The organism is Streptomyces cinnamoneus, assembly GCF_002939475.1.
In the GTDB taxonomy this organism is placed as follows: domain Bacteria; phylum Actinomycetota; class Actinomycetes; order Streptomycetales; family Streptomycetaceae; genus Streptomyces; species Streptomyces cinnamoneus_A.
Genome location: NZ_PKFQ01000001.1, coordinates 4188722 through 4204547 on the forward strand (window position 1 = coordinate 4188722; position 15826 = coordinate 4204547).

Here is a 15826-nt window from a genome sequence, read left to right on the forward strand (position 1 = left end):
TCCGTGGGGTCGTCCGCGGGGCCGGCCCCAGAAATATCTTGATGTCGAGACACTTCCTCAGTATCTTGACGTCAAGATATTCCTTTCCCCGTGCCTTCGGGCGCCTTGGCGTGCCCGGGGTGCGGGGGAGGGGGCCCGTCTCCCGACGGGGGACCACGCTGCGCGAGAGGGACGTACCGGCTCATGACCAAGATCAAGGTTGCCCATCCCGTCGTCGAGCTCGACGGCGACGAGATGACCCGCATCATCTGGCAGTTCATCAAGGACCGGCTGATCCTGCCGTACCTCGACGTCGAGCTGAAGTACTTCGACCTGGGCATCGAGCACCGCGACGCCACCAACGACCAGGTGACGGTCGACGCCGCCAACGCCATCAAGCAGTACGGCGTCGGGGTGAAGTGCGCGACGATCACGCCCGACGAGGCGCGGGTCGAGGAGTTCGGCCTCAAGGCGATGTACCGCTCGCCCAACGGCACCATCCGCAACATCCTCGGCGGTGTGATCTTCCGCGAGCCGATCATCATGGGCAACGTGCCGCGCCTGGTGCCGGGCTGGACGAAGCCGATCGTCGTCGGCCGTCACGCCTTCGGCGACCAGTACCGCGCGACCGACCTGAAGGTCCCCGGTGAGGGCACGCTCACCATGACGTTCACCCCGAAGGACGGTTCCGAACCGATCGAGCTCGAGGTCTACGAGTTCCCGGGCGCCGGCGTCGCGCTGTCGATGTACAACCTGGACGAGTCCATCCGCGACTTCGCGCGCGCCTCGTTCCGCTACGGCCTGGACCGCGGCTTCCCGGTCTACATGTCCACCAAGAACACGATCCTCAAGAAGTACGACGGCCGGTTCAAGGACGTCTTCCAGGAGGTCTTCGACGCCGAGTTCCGCACGGAGTTCGAGGCCGCGGGGCTGACCTACGAGCACCGCCTGATCGACGACATGGTCGCCTCGGCGCTGAAGTGGGAGGGCGGGTACGTCTGGGCCTGCAAGAACTACGACGGCGACGTCCAGTCCGACATCGTCGCGCAGGGCTTCGGCTCGCTGGGCCTGATGACGTCGGTCCTGATGTCGCCCGACGGTCGCACGATCGAGGCCGAGGCGGCGCACGGCACGGTCACCCGCCACTACCGCCAGCACCAGCTGGGCAAGCCGACCTCCACCAACCCGATCGCCTCGATCTTCGCCTGGACCCGCGGCCTGGCCCACCGCGGCAAGCTGGACGGCACCCCCGAGGTCACCCGGTTCGCGGAGACCCTGGAGCGGGTCTGCGTCGAGACCGTCGAAGGCGGCCAGATGACCAAGGACCTGGCCGTTCTGATCTCCCCCGAGCAGCCGTGGCTCACGACCGAGCAGTTCCTGGCGGCCCTTGATCAGAACCTCCGGACGAAGCTGGCGGTGTGAGCCGTCGTTTCGCGCGTTACGAGCCCTTTGCGCCTCTCTCGGCGTATCCCCGCGCGGGACCGGGTAGGAAGGCGGGTGGAGGAGAGCCGGTGGCCGGTCCTCCACCCCCGTGGGAGGACCGGCCGCCGCTCACCCCTTGAGGATCATGATCGCGTCAGACCGGATCAAGGTCCGCCGTTCCCTTGTGGCGCGGAAGTGACCGTTTCGGCACCAGGTCCCCGTTCCGCATCAAATGGCCCGGGCGTGTCACCGTACGGTGACACGCCGGCCTCGGGCGGGTGGCCCCGGCGTGCCCCAGGGGCGTGCGCCCTGTCGGCCTGATCAACCCCAAGTGCCACCGTGCGCCGCCCCGTTGGGAACTGACATGCTGGTTTCGGGCATCCCCGTGGGTGGCCGGGAGCAAAGTTATGGGGAGCGGGTGCCGGGACGGGCGGCGGGGAGCGAGGCCACGGGGCCGCCCAGTGACACGGGGAAGACGACCGTACGGACCGGGGGACAGGGGAGGGCAATGCCTCGCTGGAGGGCGCTACCAGAAGAACTCGACCCGCAGGTACGCGAGTTCGCCGAACAGTTGCGCAGACTCGTCGAGCGCAGCGGGCTCAGCATCGCCGCCGTCGCGGACCGCACCGGCTACAGCAAGACCTCGTGGGAGCGGTATCTGAACGGTCGTCTGCTGCCGCCTCGGGGGGCCGCTGAGGCCCTCGCCGAGGTGACCGGCACGGACGTCGGCCACCTGGGCACGCTGTGGGAGCTGGCCGAGCGGTCCTGGAGCCGCTCGGAGCTGCGGCACGACGTGACGATGGAGGCCATCCGCGTCGCCGAGGCCCGGGCGGCGCTGGGCGAGTTCGGCCCGTCGCGGGAGGAGGGCGACGGCGCCGGCGCCGCCGAGGGCAAGGCCAAGGCGAAGGTGAAGGTCAAGGTCCGCCCGGCGCCGCGCCCCGAGAATCGCCCGCCGCAGGAGGACCCGCTCGCGGGGCTGCCCGGTCCGGGGGAGTCGCCCGACGTCAGGGCGCAGGCCGTGCCCGTGAAGGCCCGGCGGGCACCGCTCCGGCCCCGGCGCCACGCGGTGCTCTTCACGGTGGGGGCCGTGGGCGCCCTCTTCGTGGTCGCCGCCGCCGTGCTGCTGCTCGGCGCCGAGGACGGCCCCAAGGCAGCGACCGGCACGGTGGCCACGCCCAGCGTGAGCAGTGCCCCCGGGATGCCCGCCGGGGTGAAGTGCACGGGCGGCGACTGCACGGGCCAGGACCCCGAGACGATGGGCTGCGGCGGCAAGCACGCGACGACGGCCGGCTCGGCCACGGTCGGCACGTCCTATCTGGAGGTGCGCTACAGCAGGGTCTGCGGCGCCGCCTGGGCCCGCATCACCCAGGCCGTGCCCGGGGACACCCTGCGCATAAGCGACACGGGTGGGCAGGCCCGCACGGAGAGCGGCAAGGTCGACCGGGGCGCCGACGCGCACACCCGCATGATCGCCGTCACGGACTCCGGGCAGGCCTCCGCGTGCGCGTCCCTGATGTCCGGCCGCAAGGGGTGCACGGTGCCGCGCGCGGCGTCCGAACAGCCGTCGGAGTCGGCGGGGGCGGCCGGGGCGGCGGAGCCGGGGCCGACGGGTTGAGCCGGGCGGAGGGGGCAGGGGGCTGACCCGGGCGGAAGCGCAGGAGGTTGACCCGGACGGAGGGGCCGGCGGACGGCGAGGAGACGGGCGGTAAGACCGTGGGAAGCCCCGCGGGACGGCCGCGGGCGGGCGGCGAAGGGGCGGACGGTGAGCCGTCCCACACCGGGTCGGACGTACAGCGGGGGCGCGGTCGGATAGCCTGACGCCGGATCTCTTGACACCGAGAGATCAGCACCTTGGGCAGGGACACCCACCGCCAGTTCGCAGCAGGAGACCGCCATGACCCGCACTCCCGTCAATGTCACCGTCACCGGCGCGGCCGGCCAGATCGGCTACGCGCTGCTCTTCCGCATCGCCTCCGGTCACCTCCTCGGCGCGGACGTGCCGGTCAAGCTGCGTCTGCTGGAGATCCCCCAGGGCCTGAAGGCCGCCGAGGGCACCGCGATGGAGCTGGACGACTGCGCGTTCCCGCTGCTGCGCGGCATCGAGATCACCGACGACCCGAACGTGGCCTTCGACGGCGCGAACGTCGGCCTCCTCGTCGGCGCCCGCCCCCGCACCAAGGGCATGGAGCGCGGCGACCTGCTGGAGGCCAACGGCGGCATCTTCAAGCCGCAGGGCAAGGCCATCAACGACCACGCCGCGGACGACGTCAAGATCCTCGTCGTCGGCAACCCGGCCAACACCAACGCCCTCATCGCCCAGGCCGCGGCGCCGGACGTGCCGGCCGAGCGCTTCACCGCGATGACCCGCCTGGACCACAACCGCGCCATCTCGCAGCTGGCGAAGAAGACCGGCGTCGCCGTCTCCGAGATCAAGAAGCTGACGATCTGGGGCAACCACTCGGCCACCCAGTACCCGGACATCTTCCACGCCGAGGTCGCCGGCAAGAACGCCGCCGAGGTCGTGAACGACGAGCAGTGGCTCGCGGACACCTTCATCCCGACCGTCGCCAAGCGCGGCGCCGCCATCATCGAGGCCCGTGGCGCCTCCTCGGCCGCCTCCGCCGCGAACGCCGCCATCGACCACGTCCACACCTGGGTCAACGGCACCGCCGAGGGCGACTGGACCTCCATGGGCATCCCGTCGGACGGCTCCTACGGCGTCCCGGAGGGCCTCATCTCCTCCTTCCCGGTCACCGTCAAGGACGGCAAGTACGAGATCGTCCAGGGCCTGGAGATCAACGACTTCTCGCGCGCCCGCATCGACGCTTCCGTCAAGGAGCTCGAGGAGGAGCGCGAGGCGGTCCGCGGTCTGGGCCTCATCTGATCCGGCCCCCCGGCCGGGTCGACTGACCCCGCACGCGAAAGGCCCCCGGCAGCCGTCTGGCTGCCGGGGGCCTTTCGCGTGGGGTCAGGGCGCCTCAGCTCAGGACGAGGGTGGCCGCCAGGGCCGGGCCGAGGGCGCCGCCGAGCTGGTAGCAGAGGACGAAGAGGCCGATCGCCGTGGGGCTCTGGCCGGCTGGCGCGGCCTTGGCCACGCGGACGGACAGGACCGCGTTGCCGCTGGTGGAGACGAAGACGGCGACGGTGGCGGCCAGCAGGAGCAGCGGGGCCCGGTCGGCGAGGGCCGCGGTGAGCGGGGCGAGGGCGCCCAGCGCGGCCAGCAGGGCGAGGACCCTGCGGTGGCCCAGCCGGCCCGAGGCGGCGGCCAGCAGCCAGGACAGGGCGGCGCCGGCGAGGAGGGCGAGGAGCTGGCCGGTCCCGACGGCGCCGGTGCTCCAGTCCGTACGGCGGGCGATCAGCCGGGGGAGGCTGAAGAGCAGGGCGAAGTACGACGTCGAGACGGTGCAGGCGAACAGCGCGGACGTGAGGAAGGTGCGCGAGCGCAGCAGGGCGGCCGGGACGAAGCCCTCGGGGCGGCGCCGCACGTGGACGGCCAGCAGGGCCGCGACGACGACGGCGGCGCCGGCGGCCGCGAGCGGGACGGTGGGCAGCAGGACCAGCGCCGAGACGAGGGCCACCACGAGCGAGGCACCCCGGGGGTCGAACGCCGCGCCGGGGGCGGTGGAGGTGCCCTCGGCGCGCCGCCAGACGGCGGGCACCGCGAAGAGGGCCACCGCCGACAGGGCGAGGGCGAGCCGCCCGGAGACCGCCCCGGCGAGCAGCGAGCCGAGCAGGGGGCCGGACGCGCCGAGCATGCCGAAGCCGGCCGTGATGACGCCCATGCGGCGGGCCGACCCGGCGAGGTTCATCGCCACGGCCACCAGCCCGGCACCGCCGAGGGCCTGCCCGGCCCGTCCGACGAGCGCGAGCGGCAGCCAGGGCGCGAGCGTGACCAGCAGGGTGCCGGCCGCCACGAGCGCACTTCCCGTCAGGAGCACCGGCCGCGCCCCGCGTTGCCGCAGGAGCGCCGCGAACAGCGGGGTGCCGACGGTCATCGCCCAGGCGAAGCTCGTGACCAGCCAGGTGGCGGTGGTCTGCGCGACGCCCAGCGAGCGGGCGAGGTCGCCCATGATCAGCACGGGTGCGTTGGCGCCCATGGCGATGGGCGCGGCGAGCACGGCCAGCCAGCCGACGGGGACCTGGCGCCGCGCCGCCGGCCCGGCGGGCGTGACCGGGGCGGCGGTGACGGAGGTGGTGGGCACGACGGAGGCCGTGGACATGCTGCGGTCACATCCATTCAAGGTTGATTATTTCAACGTTGAGATAAAACCACCGTTGGTCGTTGAACGTCAACTGTCTTAAGGTTGAGATGTTCAACGTCCAGAGACCTGGGACGTCCAACAACCCCCGAGGAGCGTGATGAGCGGCGACGCCGTGGACGAGATCATCGGTCTGTGGGCCGAGGAGCGCCCCGACCTGGCCGAGCGGCTCTGGCCGGTCCAGGTGCTGGGCCGCCTGCAGCGGCTCGGCGTCACCCTGGACAGGGAGTTCCGCGCCTTCGCCGCCGCGCGCGGCCTGGAGCTCGGCGAGTTCGACGTCCTGAACACCCTGCGACGCTCGGGCCCCCCGTACGAGCTGACGGCCGGCGACCTCAAGCGGGCCGCCATGGTGACGTCGGGCGCGATCACCAACCGCATCGACCGCGTCGAGGCGAAGGGGCTGGTCGAACGGGTCCGCGAGGCGGCGGACCGGCGGGTCGTGAAGATCCGCCTCACCGAGCGGGGCCGCGAGATCACGCAGGCGTTCATGGACGACCACCTGGTCAACGAGGCCCGCATGCTGAAGGACTTCGACCGCGCCGAATGCGACGAGCTCTCCGCCCTGCTGCGCCGCCTCCTCGTCTCCTTCGGGGACACCACGATCCGGTAACCGTCGGCTACGCACGGGGTCCCAGGAGCCTTCCGTGGCCTATTCTGATGTCTTCCGAAAGTGCGTCAACTCATGTAATGCGACCATGAGTTCGACGGATCGGGGGAACCAGAATGAGTCACTCCGTGCCCCAGGACTCCCCGACAGAGGCCACCCGGTTACTCTGCGCGGGGACCTACCTCGACATCGAGTTCCGCCGCCGGGTCATCGAAGAGCTGGTGGAACACGCCGAAAGACCCGTCGCGCCCTCCCTGGGCGTGGACGCCGTGCCGGTGCTCACCCACGCACTGCGTGCCCGCGGGCAGGACACCCTGACCGCTCTGATCATGCTCGCCCTCTGGGTGGGCTTCATCTCCGTCGACGTCGCCTCCACCCCCGAAGGGGCCGAGGCGCCCGTGCCCATCTGGTCGACCGCCTACGCGGTGGTGTGCTTCATGCACTGGACCGCGCAGGCCGCCGCCGGGCGCGGTTCGTCCGTGTACGTCGTCGACAAGAGCACCCTGCGCCAGGCCCTCAAGGGCAGCGGCGGGCTGCGGGCGCTGCGCGTGCTGCTGCCCGTGGGGCCGCCGCTGCTGGCCATCGCGTACTGGGTGTTCACCTTCTGGGCGCTGAGCCAGGGGGCCGACAACTGGGTCGGCATCATCTTCCCGCTGCTGCTGGTGCTGCCCGTGTGGATGCACCGGGCGCGCGTGGCGGCGGTCATGCGCACGGAGCTGAGCCGTGAGGCGTTCCGCCGCCGGCCCCGGGCGTATCCCTCCTCGTCGTACCACCGCAGGATCGCCCAGGCCATCGACCGCGAGCAGTATTCGGGCCTGACCATCTACGACCCGTCCCGGCCGTTCATCGGCATGGGCGTGCCCTACGAGCCGTGGTCGTTCGCCCTCGAACTCAAGCGGCGCAAGGGCGCGGACGGTGCCGACGGGAACGCCCCCGGCACCCCGCCCTTTACCGGGCGCACCGTCGTCGAGCTGATCCGGCCCCGGCTGGAGGCCCTGCGCAAGGCCGCCGCCGAGACCAGCCGGGACCGGCTGAAGGACCTGGAGATCGAGGAGTTCGTCTACCTGCCGGTCGGCCCGCCCCGGCCCAGGGTCGCCTACGACGACCACACCGTCTCCCGGCACCTCGCCGAGTCGGTCAACGAGGGCGGCGAGGCGCGGCGCTACTTCCTGCGCGTGCGCGTGGGCGCCTGGGACGAGCAGGTCGTGGTCTCGGTCCTGGTCAGGGTGCACACCCAGGGCGGGATGCTGGTCCTCGAGGTCGTGCCGCACATCCTCACCCCCGTTCGGCCGGAGTTCCGGGCCGTCGACGTGATCGCGGCGCGCGGCGAGGACGACCTGCTGCGCGACGGCGTGCGGGCCCTGCTGAGCGCCCCCGCCGCCGGCTTCGCCGCGGCGGTGTCCACGATCCGCTCGGCGGTCTCGGGCTTCCGCACCTGGCTCGCCGACCCCCGGCGGGCGGTCCCGGACGGGCCCGCGCACTCGGTGCGGGAGCTGGCCGGCGTGCCGGAGGTCTCGCTGTTCCAGGAGATGGACATCAGCCGCTACGTGAAGACGGTCCAGGACCGGATCGCCAGCGGCGTGCGGGAGGCCCTGCGCTCCCAGGGCTTCGAGACCGACCGGTTCGAGCAGCAGATCGTGCAGATCAGCGAGGGCGGCATCTACATCGGCTCGATGAGCGGCGGCGCGGTGGCCCAGGGCGCCGGCGCCGAGGCCAAGAACCTGACCGGAAGCGGGGGACGATGACGAACGAACGCGAGAAGCCCGGTGGAGGCATCTCCATCGGGTCGATGAGCGGCGGTGCCGTCGGCCAGGGCCCGGGGGCCCGGGCCGAGGACCGTTCCGAGCGCGCGGGGGCGCCCGCCGCGGGCGCCGGCGACCCGGCGGCCGCACCCGTGCCGGCCCCGGACCACGGCGGCATCGCCGTCGGCAGCCTGTCGGGCGGCGCGCTCGCCCAGGGGGACGACGCGGAGGCCGTCGACGCCTCCCGGCGCCTCCTGACCGTGACGCCCGAACTGCTGCACGTCGCCCGGGAGCTGAGGCTCGACCTGCCCCGGCTCACCCGCGCCGAGGGCGACGGCCTCGACGAACTCGACGCGGAACTGGCCGGTCTGGAGGACGACGCGCGGCGCGAGGGCCGTACCCGCCCCGGACGGCTTGCGCGGCTGCGCGCGTTGCTGAGCGACGGCGCCACGGCCGCCGGAGGGCTGGCCTCGGCCGTCGCCCTCGTCCAGTCGATCAGCCAGTTATTGGCGTGAGGCGGCGAGGCACATGAGCTACTGGGACGCGGACCTCCAGAGGTGGGTCGACTCCCCGGACCACGACGACCGCACCGACCACGACGACCGCGACGATCACCGCACGTCCGGGCCGTACCCGCCCGGGCCGGGCGCCACCCTCCACGTCGCCCCCGACATCACCCCCATCCCCCACCCGTCGTTCCCCGACGACCCGCCGGCCGGCCCCTCCCACGCGAGGATCCTCGCCGGCGTCCTGGTCGGGGCGGTCCTGGCCGGCGGGCTCGGCACCGGGATCTGGGCGCTCGTGCGGGACGACGGCGACGGCGACGGGACGACCGGCCACGACGACGTCCTCCCCGGGGTGAGCGCCTCGGTGACCCCCGGCCCGACGGACCTCTACGGCGCCTCCGCCGGCACGGCCGGAGGGGGAGGCGGAGGCTTCACCCCCGGCCCGGGCCCGGCGCCGACGACCGCCCCCACCACGGCCGGCACCTTCGGCGACCCGGCCGTCCCGGCCGGCTTCCGGCGGGTCACGGACCCGGCGGGGTACCGGCTGGCCGTGCCCCTGGGGTGGCAGCGCAGGACCGAGCGGGAGAGCGTCTTCTACGAGTCCTCCGACGGCAGGAGCCTGATCCAGGTCTTCGTCCTGAACCCGCCGAGGGCGACGCCGTACGACTCCCTGGCCGAATCCGAGACGTACGTCTCCCAGTACAGGGGGTATCAGAAGAGCAGGCTCACCCACGCCGCCGGCCCGGGTGACCCGGCCGAGCTGGAGTACACCTACGTCCAGGCGGACTCCACCCGGCGGCACTCGCTGATCCACGCCTACACCGCTCCCGACGGCAGGCAGTACGCCCTGCTGGTCGCCGGGCCGGAGAGCGGCTGGACGGCGATGCTCCAGGTCCAGCGGGCGCTGGTGAGCACGTTCTGCCCGCTGGGGTACTGCACGACGTCCTGATCGTCACCCGGCACGGCCGGGGGAAACCGGCGACTCAGAGTGACTCAGGTCACTCTTTGTGAAGAAGGAGGCATAGGTTTCCCCCTTCTGGTTAGGGGCGTCCCGTTGCCGGTCCGGCCGTCGTGCCGTCCGGTGACGGGAATGTTCAGAACCGGAAGGCAGAGAGTGATGTCGTCAGTCGAGACCATCCACGTCGACGGGGTGTGGCGGGCCGCCACGTCCGGCGCTCAGCGGGAGGTGCTCGACCCCGCGGACGCCACGGTCCTCGCGGTCGTGGCCGAGGGCGGTGCGGACGACACCGACGCCGCCGTGGCCGCCGCCAGCCGCGCGTTCGACGGCGGCGCCGGCGTCTGGCCGCGCACCTCCGTGGCCGAGCGGGCCGCGCTGCTGCGGCGCGTGGCCGAACTGCTGCAGCGCGACCGCGAGGAGATCGCGCTGATCGAGAGCCGCGACACCGGCAAGACCCTCGAAGAGGGCCGCATCGACGTCGACTGCGTGAGCGATGCCTTCCGTTACTTCGCCGACCTGGTGGTCGGCGAGGGCGCCGGGCGCGTCGTCGACGCGGGCTCCGACACCGTCCACAGCGTGGTCGTGCACGAGCCCGTCGGCGTCTGCGCGATGATCACGCCCTGGAACTATCCCCTTCTGCAGGCCAGCTGGAAGATCGCCCCGGCCCTGGCCGCGGGCAACACCTTCGTCATCAAGCCCAGCGAGGTCACCCCGCTGTCCACCGTCCACCTCGTGCGGCTGCTCGCCGAGGCCGGACTGCCCGACGGCGTGGCCAACATCGTCACCGGCGCCGGCGACCCCGTCGGCGCCCGCCTCGCCGAGCACCCCGACGTGGACCTGGTCTCCTTCACCGGCGGCCTCACCAGCGGCGTCAAGGTCGCCCAGGCCGCGGCGCCCAGCGTGAAGAAGGTGGCCCTCGAACTCGGCGGCAAGAACCCCAACGTCGTCTTCGCCGACGCCTGCGCCACGGACGAGGACTTCGACACCGCGGTCGACCAGGCCCTCAACGCCGCCTTCATCCACAGCGGCCAGGTCTGCTCCGCGGGCTCCCGGCTCATCATCGAGGAGTCGGTGCGCGACCGGTTCGTCTCCGAACTCGCCCGCCGTGCCGAGCGGATCAAGCTCGGCCGCGGCACCGAGAAGGGCGTCGAGTGCGGCCCGCTCGTCTCCGCCGAGCAGCTCGCCAAGACCGAGGCGTACGTCGCCTCCGCCCTCGCCGAGGGCGCGGCCCTGCGCTGCGGCGGCCGCCGCCCGGCGCCCGCCCCCGGCCGCCCGGAGACCGGCTACTTCTACGCGCCGACGGTCCTGGACCTGTGCCACGGCGCCATGCGGGTCGTCCGCGAGGAGACCTTCGGGCCGATCCTCACCGTCGAGACGTTCCACACCGAGGACGAGGCGGTGGCCCTGGCCAACGACACCGAGTACGGGCTCGCCGGCGCGGTATGGACCAAGGACGCGGGCCGGGCCCGCCGCGTGGCAGGGCGGATGCGCCACGGCACGGTCTGGATCAACGACTTCCACCCCTACCTGCCGCAGGCGGAGTGGGGCGGATTCGGCAAGTCCGGCACCGGCCGCGAACTGGGCCCCACGGGGCTCGCCGAATACCGGGAGACCAAGCACGTCTACCAGAACCTCGCCCCGGCCCCCGTGCGCTGGTTCGCCGGCTGACCCGCCACCGACGCGAAGCACCGTGCCGCAGAAGGAGTTCACCCCCATCATGCCCGTCTACGACTACGTCGTCATCGGCGGCGGTACCGCCGGTTCCGTCATCGCCTCCCGCCTCACCGAGGACCCCGGCGTCACCGTCGCCGTCATCGAGGGCGGCCCCACGGACGTCGACCGCGAGGACGTCCTCACCCTGCGCCGCTGGCTCGGCCTGCTCGGCGGAGAGCTCGACTATGACTACCCGACCACCGAGCAGCCGCGCGGCAACTCCCACATCCGCCACAGCCGCGCCCGCGTGCTCGGCGGCTGCTCCTCGCACAACACCCTGATCTCCTTCAAGCCGCTGCCCGGCGACTGGGACGAGTGGGCCGCGGCCGGCGCCGAGGGCTGGGACGCGGAGTCGATGGACCCGTACTTCACCCGGCTGCGCAACAACATCGTCGCGGTGGACGAGAAGGACCGCAACGCCATCGCCCGCGACTTCGTCGAGGCCGCCCGCGCGGCCACGGACGTGCCGCGCGTGGAGGGCTTCAACAAGCAGCCCTTCCACGAGGGCGTCGGCTTCTTCGACCTCGCCTACCACCCCGAGAACAACAAGCGCTCCTCCGCCTCGGTCGCCTACCTCCACCCCTTCCTCGACCGCCCCAACCTCCACCTCATGCTGGAGACCTGGGCGCACCGGCTGGAGCTGGCGGGCACGCGCGCCAAGGGCGTGCACGTGCGCACCAAGGACGGCGAGGAGGTCTACGTCGAGGCCGCCCGCGAGGTGCTGGTCTGCGCCGGCGCCGTCGACACCCCGCGGCTGCTGCTGCACTCCGGCATCGGCCCCAAGGCCGACCTGGAGGCGCTCGGCATCCCCGTGGTCCACGACCTCCCGGGCGTCGGCGAGAACCTGCTCGACCACCCCGAGTCGGTCATCGTGTGGGAGACGGACGGGCCGATCCCCGAGAACTCGGCGATGGACTCGGACGCGGGCCTCTTCGTGCGCCGCGACCCGGCCTCGAACGGCCCGGACCTGATGTTCCACTTCTACCAGATCCCCTTCACCGACAACCCCGAGCGCCTCGGCTACGAGAAGCCCGAGCACGGCGTGTCGATGACCCCCAACATCCCCAAGCCCCGCAGCCGCGGCCGCCTGTACCTGACCAGCGCCGACCCGGCCGTCAAGCCCGCCCTCGACTTCCGCTACTTCACGGACGAGGAGGACTACGACGCCCGTACGCTCGTCGACGGCATCCGCATCGCCCGCGAGATCGCGAAGACCGAGCCGCTGGCCGGCTGGCTCAAGCGCGAGGTCTGCCCGGGCCCGGAGATCACCTCCGACGAGGAGATCAGCGCGTACGCGCGCAAGGTGGCCCACACCGTGTACCACCCGGCGGGAACGTGCCGAATGGGCGCCGACGCCGACGAACTAGCCGTCGTGGACCCGCAGTTGCGCATTCGCGGCCTTGACGGTATCCGTATCGCCGACGCGTCGGTCTTTCCGACGATGCCGGCCGTGAACCCGATGATCGGTGTGCTGATGGTGGGGGAGAAGTGCGCCGAACTGCTGGCGAAGGCCGCGACCCTAGGGGGTGAGGCATAACATGCCCACAGTCGATACGCATGACATGACCCCGGACGAGACGAGTCCCGTCTTCTCCGTACGCAACCTGTGGAAGGTCTTCGGCCCCAAGGCCGGGCGCGTGCCCGGCGGCGAACTGGCCGGCCTGTCCCCCGAGGAACTGCGCGAGCGCACCGGCTGCACCGTGGCCGTGCGTGACGTCTCCTTCGACGTCCGCCCCGGCGAGTGCTTCGTCGTCATGGGCCTCTCCGGCTCCGGCAAGTCCACGCTCGTCCGCTGTCTGACCCGCCTCATCGAGCCCACCAGCGGCACCATCGCCATCGACGGCGAGGACGTGTGCGGCATGGACAAGGGCGCCCTCCGCGAGCTGCGCCGGCACCGCGCCGCCATGGTCTTCCAGCACTTCGGGCTGCTCCCGCACCGCACCGTGCTCGACAACGTCGCCTACGGCCTGGAGATCCAGGGCGTCGGCAAGGCCGAACGCCGCTCCAGAGCAGCCGAGATGGTGGAGAAGGTCGGGCTCACCGGCATGGAGGAGCGCCGGCCCGGCCAGCTCTCCGGCGGCCAGCAGCAGCGCGTCGGCCTGGCCCGGGCGCTGGCCGCCGACCCCGAAGTCCTGCTCTTCGACGAGCCGTTCAGCGCCCTCGACCCGCTGATCCGCCGCGACATGCAGGAAGAGGTCGTCCGCCTCAACCGCGACGAGGGCCGCACGATGGTCTTCATCACCCACGACCTCAGCGAGGCCCTGCGCGTCGGCGACCGCATCGCCCTGATGCGCGGCGGCCGCATCGTGCAGTGCGGCACCCCCGAGGAGATCGTCGGCTCCCCGGCCGACGACTACGTCCGCGACTTCGTGCGGGACGTGCCCAGGGAGCAGGTGCTGACCGTGCGGCGCGCCATGCGCCCCGTCCGGGACGCGCGCGAGGCCGAGACCGGCCCCGCGCTGGCCCCGGCCACGACCGTCGCGGACGCCATCGAGGCCGTGGCCCGCACGGGCACCTCGGCCCGCGTCGTCGACGCGGGCAGGTGCCTGGGCGTCGTGGACTCCACGTGTCTGCTCGGCGTGGTCGCCGGGCTGGACGAGGCCCGCGCCGCGAACCGGGGGACCGGCACCGGCACGTTGGGGGAGATCAAGGAGAAGGCCGCGGCATGAGCAGCGCTACGACGACGACGGGACGGCCGGCGGTCGCGGCCGCACCGGCGCCGGGCGCCCTCCGCACGGCCCTGCGGCGCCCCGCCGCCCGCAAGGTCCTGCTGATCGCCCTCCTCACCGCGGTGGCGGCGCCCTTCGCCGCCGCCCGGTGGGGGAGCGGCAGCTGGCCGTCCGGGCTGACCGTCGCCCTCGACGGTCCGCTCGGGAAGGCCAACGACTGGATCATCGACAACCGCGACAGCCACTGGCTGTTCCTGTACTTCTTCGGGCACGTCAGCAACGCCGTCATCGTGTCCGTGCGGGCCGTGTACACGGTGCTGCTCGCCCTGGGCTGGGCCGGCGTGACGGCCGGCGCCGGGCTGCTGGCCTGGCGGGTGGCCGGGCGGCGGGCCGCCGTCACGGCCGTCGCGTCGTTCGCCGTGTGCGGACTGCTGGGCATGTGGGTGCCCACGATGCGCACGCTGGCCCTGATGACGGTCGCCGTGGCGGCCTCCGTCGCGGTCGGCGCGCTGCTCGGCCTCGCGGCCGGGCTCTCCGACCGCATGTTCCGGGTCCTGCGCCCCGTGCTCGACACCATGCAGGCGCTGCCCGCCTTCGCCTACCTGCTGCCCGTCGTCCTGGTCTTCGGGATCGGCGTGGCCCCGGCCGTGCTGGCCACGGTCGTCTACGCGGCCCCGCCGATGGCCCGGCTCACGGCCCTGGGCCTGCGCGGTACGGACAAGGGCGTGCTGGAGGCCGTCGACTCGCTGGGCGCCACCGGGCGGCAGCGGCTGCTGACGGCACGGCTGCCGCTGGCGCGCCGGGAGCTGCTGCTGGGCGTCAACCAGACCATCATGATGGCGCTGTCCATGGCCGTCATCGCGTCGGTGATCGGCGCGGACGGCCTGGGCGACCGCGTCTACCAGGCCCTGTCGACCGTCGACGTCGGCAGCGCCCTCGCCGCGGGCGTGCCGATCGTGCTGCTGGCGATCGTGCTGGACCGCATCACCGCCGGGTCGCCCACTCCCCGGCAGGGCCCGGCCCGCCGCGGCCGGACGCTGACGCTGTGGGCGGCCGGCGCGGCCGCCACGGCGCTGGTCGCCACGGCCGCCCGCCTCCTGGGCGGCCAGAGCTGGCCGGACGGCTGGACCGTCGCCATCGCCCGTCCCGTCAACACCGCCAAGGACTGGATGGTCGACCACCTCTACTCGGGCGTCCCCGGCGTCGGCGGCACCGCGGACTGGGCCGCCCACTACACCGGGTGGGTGCTCGACCCGCTGCGCGACGGGCTCCAGAGCCTTCCCTGGTGGGGCGCGCTGGCGCTCGTGGCCGCCCTGGCCTGGCTGATCGGCACCTGGCGCACGGCCCTGACGGCCGTCCTGTCGCTGGCGGCGATCGGCGTGCTGGGCCGCTGGGACGCCTCCATGGACACCCTCTCCCAGGTGCTGGCGGCGGTCGCCGTCACCCTGGTGCTGGGCTTCGCCGTCGCCGTCGCGGCGGCGCGCAGCCCTCGGGTGGACCGGCTGCTGCGGCCCGTCCTGGACGTCTTCCAGACCATGCCGCAGTTCGTCTACCTCATCCCCGTCGTCGCGCTCTTCGGCATCGGCCGCGCCCCCGCGGCCGCCGCCGCCATCGTCTACGCGCTTCCGGCTGTCGTCCGCATCGTCAGCCAGGGCCTGCGCCAGGCGGACCCGGCGGCGCTGGAGTCGGCGCGGTCACTGGGCGCCACGGGCGGACAGCAGCTGCGCCAGGTCCAGTTTCCGCTGGCCCGCGCCTCGCTGCTGCTCGCCGTCAACCAGGCGGTGGTGCTGGTGCTGTCCGTCGTCATCATCGGCGCGCTGGTCGGTGGCGGTGCGCTCGGCTACGAGGTCGTGTTCGGCCTCGCGCAGGGCGACCTGGCCACGGGGCTGGTGGCCGGCACGGCGATCGCCTGCCTGGGACTGATGCTCGACCGGGTGACGCAGCCGACGAAGCCGAAGGAGGCGAACTGAG

General features: G+C 72.8%; 12 protein-coding genes. 11 read left to right on the top strand and 1 reads right to left on the bottom strand.

Going from position 1 to position 15826, the window contains the following annotated elements; translation table 11 throughout:
* The first annotated feature begins 183 nt into the window (after window positions 1-183).
* The 3 genes from CYQ11_RS18480 to CYQ11_RS18490 all read left to right on the top strand — a co-directional run bounded on the left by CYQ11_RS18480 (window position 184) and on the right by CYQ11_RS18490 (window position 4285).
* Entirely contained in the window at window positions 184-1401 is a 1218-nt protein-coding gene (locus CYQ11_RS18480) for an NADP-dependent isocitrate dehydrogenase (RefSeq protein WP_099201718.1), read from the top strand.
* 508 nt (window positions 1402-1909) lie between these two features.
* Window positions 1910-3016, top strand: a complete 1107-nt coding sequence (locus CYQ11_RS18485) for a helix-turn-helix domain-containing protein (RefSeq protein ID WP_099201717.1) — start codon at window positions 1910-1912, stop codon at window positions 3014-3016.
* 279 nt (window positions 3017-3295) lie between these two features.
* Window positions 3296-4285 (top strand): malate dehydrogenase, encoded by a 990-nt coding sequence (locus CYQ11_RS18490; RefSeq protein ID WP_099201716.1) that lies wholly within the window; start codon window positions 3296-3298, stop codon window positions 4283-4285.
* A gap of 94 nt (window positions 4286-4379) precedes the next feature.
* On the opposite strand, the gene CYQ11_RS18495 is transcribed toward CYQ11_RS18490, so the two are convergent.
* A complete protein-coding gene (locus tag CYQ11_RS18495) occupies window positions 4380-5621 on the bottom strand; it encodes an MFS transporter (protein ID WP_099201715.1) in 1242 nt (413 codons plus the stop codon).
* 139 nt (window positions 5622-5760) lie between these two features.
* Here CYQ11_RS18495 and CYQ11_RS18500 point away from each other — a divergent pair, with 139 nt between their 5' ends.
* The 8 genes from CYQ11_RS18500 to CYQ11_RS18535 all read left to right on the top strand — a co-directional run bounded on the left by CYQ11_RS18500 (window position 5761) and on the right by CYQ11_RS18535 (window position 15825).
* Window positions 5761-6270, top strand: coding sequence for a MarR family winged helix-turn-helix transcriptional regulator (locus CYQ11_RS18500; protein ID WP_099201714.1), 510 nt, complete (start codon window positions 5761-5763; stop codon window positions 6268-6270).
* A 113-nt stretch (window positions 6271-6383) separates the two neighbouring features.
* Entirely contained in the window at window positions 6384-8012 is a 1629-nt protein-coding gene (locus CYQ11_RS18505) for an AbeC-like domain-containing protein (RefSeq protein ID WP_099201713.1), read from the top strand.
* Complete coding sequence (locus tag CYQ11_RS18510; RefSeq protein ID WP_099201712.1) at window positions 8009-8524, top strand: hypothetical protein; 516 nt, start codon at window positions 8009-8011, stop codon at window positions 8522-8524. Before CYQ11_RS18505 ends, CYQ11_RS18510 begins: the two co-directional genes overlap by 4 nt.
* A 13-nt stretch (window positions 8525-8537) precedes the next feature.
* Window positions 8538-9464, top strand: a complete 927-nt coding sequence (locus CYQ11_RS18515; RefSeq protein WP_099201711.1) for a serine/threonine kinase C-terminal domain-containing protein — start codon at window positions 8538-8540, stop codon at window positions 9462-9464.
* A 168-nt stretch (window positions 9465-9632) separates the two neighbouring features.
* The gene (locus CYQ11_RS18520) at window positions 9633-11141 is read left to right on the top strand and encodes an aldehyde dehydrogenase family protein (RefSeq protein WP_099201710.1); all 1509 of its coding nucleotides are present in this window, start codon (window positions 9633-9635) and stop codon (window positions 11139-11141) included.
* A 49-nt stretch (window positions 11142-11190) separates the two neighbouring features.
* The gene (locus CYQ11_RS18525; protein WP_099201860.1) at window positions 11191-12723 is read left to right on the top strand and encodes a GMC family oxidoreductase; all 1533 of its coding nucleotides are present in this window, start codon (window positions 11191-11193) and stop codon (window positions 12721-12723) included.
* Window position 12724: 1 nt separating this feature from the next.
* On the top strand, window positions 12725-13855 hold the full coding sequence (locus CYQ11_RS18530; protein WP_099201709.1) for a quaternary amine ABC transporter ATP-binding protein: 1131 nt from the start codon (window positions 12725-12727) through the stop codon (window positions 13853-13855).
* Window positions 13852-15825 (top strand): ABC transporter permease, encoded by a 1974-nt coding sequence (locus CYQ11_RS18535; protein ID WP_099201708.1) that lies wholly within the window; start codon window positions 13852-13854, stop codon window positions 15823-15825. Before CYQ11_RS18530 ends, CYQ11_RS18535 begins: the two co-directional genes overlap by 4 nt.
* Window position 15826: the final 1 nt, after the last annotated feature.

Bases quoted from the DNA above. Each gene is read 5' to 3' on its own strand.
- CYQ11_RS18530 (WP_099201709.1), top strand. From the start codon at position 12,725: ATGCCCACAGTCGATACGCATGACATGACCCCGGACGAGACGAGTCCC.
- CYQ11_RS18485 (WP_099201717.1), top strand. From the start codon at position 1,910: ATGCCTCGCTGGAGGGCGCTACCAGAAGAACTCGACCCGCAGGTACGC.
- CYQ11_RS18535 (WP_099201708.1), top strand. From the start codon at position 13,852: ATGAGCAGCGCTACGACGACGACGGGACGGCCGGCGGTCGCGGCCGCA.
- CYQ11_RS18525 (WP_099201860.1), top strand. From the start codon at position 11,191: ATGCCCGTCTACGACTACGTCGTCATCGGCGGCGGTACCGCCGGTTCC.
- CYQ11_RS18500 (WP_099201714.1), top strand. From the start codon at position 5,761: ATGAGCGGCGACGCCGTGGACGAGATCATCGGTCTGTGGGCCGAGGAG.
- CYQ11_RS18495 (WP_099201715.1), bottom strand. From the start codon at position 5,621: ATGTCCACGGCCTCCGTCGTGCCCACCACCTCCGTCACCGCCGCCCCG.
- CYQ11_RS18520 (WP_099201710.1), top strand. From the start codon at position 9,633: ATGTCGTCAGTCGAGACCATCCACGTCGACGGGGTGTGGCGGGCCGCC.
- CYQ11_RS18490 (WP_099201716.1), top strand. From the start codon at position 3,296: ATGACCCGCACTCCCGTCAATGTCACCGTCACCGGCGCGGCCGGCCAG.
- CYQ11_RS18505 (WP_099201713.1), top strand. From the start codon at position 6,384: ATGAGTCACTCCGTGCCCCAGGACTCCCCGACAGAGGCCACCCGGTTA.
- CYQ11_RS18510 (WP_099201712.1), top strand. From the start codon at position 8,009: ATGACGAACGAACGCGAGAAGCCCGGTGGAGGCATCTCCATCGGGTCG.
- CYQ11_RS18480 (WP_099201718.1), top strand. From the start codon at position 184: ATGACCAAGATCAAGGTTGCCCATCCCGTCGTCGAGCTCGACGGCGAC.
- CYQ11_RS18515 (WP_099201711.1), top strand. From the start codon at position 8,538: ATGAGCTACTGGGACGCGGACCTCCAGAGGTGGGTCGACTCCCCGGAC.